The 2,670-nt window shown below is 56.0% G+C and carries 4 protein-coding genes; all 4 read left to right on the top strand.

Annotation, left to right across the window (positions count from 1 at the left end; translation table 11 throughout):
* The first annotated feature begins 132 nt into the window (after positions 1 to 132).
* The 4 genes from CSC71_RS15170 to CSC71_RS15155 all read left to right on the top strand — a co-directional run bounded on the left by CSC71_RS15170 (position 133) and on the right by CSC71_RS15155 (position 2,348).
* Positions 133 to 546 (top strand): hypothetical protein, encoded by a 414-nt coding sequence (locus tag CSC71_RS15170; RefSeq protein ID WP_162375218.1) that lies wholly within the window; start codon positions 133 to 135, stop codon positions 544 to 546.
* A gap of 79 nt (positions 547 to 625) precedes the next feature.
* Positions 626 to 895 carry a hypothetical protein gene (locus CSC71_RS15165; protein ID WP_162375217.1) on the top strand — a complete coding sequence of 90 codons (270 nt, stop codon included), beginning with the start codon at positions 626 to 628 and terminating at the stop codon, positions 893 to 895.
* A 534-nt stretch (positions 896 to 1,429) separates the two neighbouring features.
* Positions 1,430 to 1,756 carry a hypothetical protein gene (locus tag CSC71_RS15160; RefSeq protein ID WP_162375216.1) on the top strand — a complete coding sequence of 109 codons (327 nt, stop codon included), beginning with the start codon at positions 1,430 to 1,432 and terminating at the stop codon, positions 1,754 to 1,756.
* Between the two features lie 70 nt (positions 1,757 to 1,826).
* Positions 1,827 to 2,348: a hypothetical protein gene (locus CSC71_RS15155; RefSeq protein ID WP_162375215.1), complete on the top strand. Its 522-nt coding sequence runs from the start codon at positions 1,827 to 1,829 to the stop codon at positions 2,346 to 2,348.
* The last annotated feature ends 322 nt before the right edge of the window (positions 2,349 to 2,670 follow it).

The following is a 2,670-nucleotide window of genomic DNA, read 5'->3' as shown; positions in this document are numbered from 1 at the left end:
GTCGGGACGTGAGATCCGGTGTGCGGCCCCTGCTGAATTACGGTGCCGCTACACCGAGGCGTTATCGGGCGCGCACACCGGGCTCTCGGCGTTTACAGTAGGGGAAAGCCAAGACATAAGGCGTTAGCGCCCATGAGCAGACTCATCAGCGGCTTGATCTTCGTCCTAATCGCGGGCTGCAATAGCTCGGACTTTCCTCCAGCGGCTGGCACACCATGCCAAGAGCCCTTCGTAAATCTCGTTAGCTCCGGTGCGACCCAGGAGGATCAGGCTGTCCTTCGCGAGGCATCTGAGGACTTTTGCGCGGTGGTCGCGGGCAAGGAGCCCATCCATGCCAAGTTCGACGAGACGGCACCTCTACCATCTGACGGCGGTACCAAGTTTTACATTGGTCGCAAATACAAGCTGACCGTACTTAACAGTCTCTCTGGGTTTGGGTCATTCCACGGCACAGCTCACGGCCCCATCATTACATTTGATGAGTCATTTGCGGCAGGCAACACCAATGAGATCTCAAGCATTCGTGTCTATCCGCTCCCCAAATAGCCGGCGGATGGGCGCTAACCAATCATTCAAGCCGACGCCGCTTCGCGGCGCGGCTTAATTCCGGCGTTAGGCGCTTATCGTGGATAAGGTGCAATTCCGACAGACCATCATCAGCACTGGAGCAGTCGGTGCCATATTCGGCATTATCCCCGTGCTTGGCATCTTGGCGTGGCGCTCGGAGTACAGCCGCAATCCCAGCCCGCCACCTTCATTTCTTTCGCAAGCCTTTGATCTCGGTTTGGTCTTTTTTGCCAGCGTCGCGTTTTGCATACTGTTCTTCGGCTTGCTGCCAATGGCCGTGCAACATGTCTTTGTTTGGGCGGTGCGTCGCTTGACCGGACGCGCCTAACAATTCATTCAAGCCGAACCGGCTTCGCCGGTCGGCTTAATTCAGGCGTTAGGCCTCAGAAGCGCCATGACGAGAGCCGGGAAGAAGTATCTTTATGGTGCCGTAGCCATCGCGCTCGGACTGCTAGCTATTGGCAACATAAGAATCGATGCGCCTGAAGGGCTTCGAGGTACGTTGGAGGCGCAGGGTCGCGTTACTAATTGCGAGTTCCGCGGCTTGGGGCGCTACAGTTCGCAATATTTCATGGGCCTGACACTGGATACTCCCAGCACCCCATATCTAAGATTTAATGGGCCGACCAAGGAGAGAAAGAACTACGAGGCCATGTGTTCTCGAAAACCGGTGGTGCATGTCTACTACCACGCCGTTAAACGCGTTTTCGGCCCCGTGCGCTTTTGGATAGACCGTATCTCTGAGGCCTAACAGTGCGTTCAAGCCGAAATTGCATCGCTCCGCCGTCCATATGGCAGGTACAGCTTGCCATATGGCCAGCTACGCGCTGCAATTCGGCTCAACTTAGGCGTTAGGGCTCACATGAAAGATCTCTGGTTCGGGTTGGTCATGCTCGCTCTTGGAGCCGGAATGTTTGTTTGGACGCAGAAAGATTTCGCCGGCCTAGTGCGCAACACTGGACGCCTCTCCATGTGGGGCGGCTTGCTGCCTTCGACTCGCATCGGCCTTACTTCAGTCTCGCTCTTTGCAATTCTTGCTGGGGTTCATGTCCTTACATTTGATGGCACTCGCTCGGCACTAGACAATATCGTTGCGGCACTCCTGCTCTTCCTGCTTTTTGGCGGGCTCATCCACGATTTTGTGTACTGGCTTCTGGCTAGGCCCTCAGATCGCGGCAGTGAGCCCTAACAATTCATTCAAGCCGATGCCACTTCGTGGCACGGCTTAATTCAGGCGTTAGGCCCCACTGGGAGGGCTCATGTTAATTGGACTTGCAAGAAGCCTTGCTGACAAATCTCTGCCTACGAGAATCGCTCAGCGGTTGATTTGCCTTTGTTTGGTTCTGGCTGCAGGTCCTGCGTTCGCAATGCCTTCCGGATGCGGCCTGCCGGAAATCACGAGTGCACGCGAATTGCAGCAATTTCTGAGCCTTCGCGCTGTTGAAGTGATCAAACGGGCAGCAAACCGCGATGACGGGCTCACAGCACTTATCGCCTCCTCTGCAAGCTTCAGCCTTGGCGCAGGCGACGTGGGCCGTCCATTGGGTACAGGAGTCGCTGGCGCTCGCGAGCTTGCGCGGACAATGAACGCGGACACCTATCGTTTCTTTGGCTGGGACTACATGGACATGCCAGCGGATGCATGTTCAAGGCACAAGGCTGTAGTCGAGTTCATCGACAGTCATGCGAAGAACGTGTCCCGTATGGAGTTCGTTTTTGAATCGGGTCGCGTGGTGAGCGCCACCGGCTGGGAAAGATCGTATGTATCTGGTCGGTTGTAGGGTCGGGCCAGCTACTGGTGGGGCCTAACAATGCGTTCAAGCCGAAATTGCATCGCTACGCCGTCCATATGGCAGATATAGCTTGCCATATGGCCAGCTACGCGCTGCAATTCGGCTTAACTTGAGCGTTAGGCCGCCCTAGTGAGCTTCGCGACCCGGGATAGAGCGTGGATCGAACCCTTATCAATATGGACAGGGTTCACCCCCGTTTTCACGGACACTTACGAGAAGGCCGATCAAGGCCATGAGGAGTGTTCATGTCGAAGCGAAGGAAGTTCAGCACCGAGTTCAAGCGCGGTGCGGTTGAGCAGGCCAGCCAGCC

The sequence above is a fragment of the Pseudoxanthomonas sangjuensis genome (assembly GCF_010211755.1).
Taxonomy (GTDB): Bacteria; Pseudomonadota; Gammaproteobacteria; order Xanthomonadales; family Xanthomonadaceae; genus Pseudoxanthomonas_A; species Pseudoxanthomonas_A sangjuensis.
Note: the sequence above shows the minus strand (reverse complement) of the source record. Positions and strands in the feature narration are given on the sequence as shown.

Coding starts and splice junctions, on each gene's coding strand:
- CSC71_RS15160 (WP_162375216.1), top strand. CDS start 1,430: ATGAAAGATCTCTGGTTCGGGTTGGTCATGCTCGCTCTTGGAGCCGGA.
- CSC71_RS15155 (WP_162375215.1), top strand. CDS start 1,827: ATGTTAATTGGACTTGCAAGAAGCCTTGCTGACAAATCTCTGCCTACG.
- CSC71_RS15170 (WP_162375218.1), top strand. CDS start 133: ATGAGCAGACTCATCAGCGGCTTGATCTTCGTCCTAATCGCGGGCTGC.